The sequence below is a fragment of the Streptomyces chisholmiae genome (assembly GCF_031845445.1).
GTDB lineage: Bacteria > Actinomycetota > Actinomycetes > Streptomycetales > Streptomycetaceae > Streptomyces > Streptomyces chisholmiae.
The window spans coordinates 1-473 of the sequence record NZ_JAVREO010000125.1 but is presented as its reverse complement, the minus strand read 5'-3'; the positions used below and the strand labels follow the sequence as shown (position 1 = coordinate 473).

Sequence of the window (473 nt, the reverse complement as noted above, 5' to 3'; positions counted from 1 at the left end):
ACCTGGGTCACGGCGCCGAATGCCGCGCCCGCCCCGGAGAGATCTGCCGCGCCCAGTTCGCGAAGGAGAATGTTCAAGGTGAACGACACCAGAACGGTGAACGGGATCGCCACCAGAAGGGTCGGTGCCATGGAAACCCTTGCCACGAACCAGGATTGGTCAAGAAACTCACGCCATTGGAATGGCCTGCGCACCACGAATCTGGCGGCATCCACCGACATGGCGAACAACCCACCCACCCCCTCGAGTGGGCCGGCGAGTTGTCGCTGCAGCATCCGGTTCTCCGTTCTTTGCCTGAATCACACCCGGGGGTTGTTATGACCCGGACCACACGCCTCGACCGGGAACAATCACAGTTCGCCATCGGTCGCGCCACCACGTGTCCCACCCACCGGGAATTTGGCTCCCCGCGCGTCAAATTCTCAGCGGTCACCCGGTCAGCGGAACACTCCGTTGCCGCTCCGGAGCGAGGG

Annotated in this window: 1 pseudogene; it reads right to left on the bottom strand. The window is 63.4% G+C overall.

Annotated elements, in window-relative coordinates:
* A pseudogene (locus RM844_RS32395) lies at positions 1-275 on the bottom strand (ABC transporter permease); the annotation flags it as partial.
* Positions 276-473 lie beyond the last annotated feature (198 nt).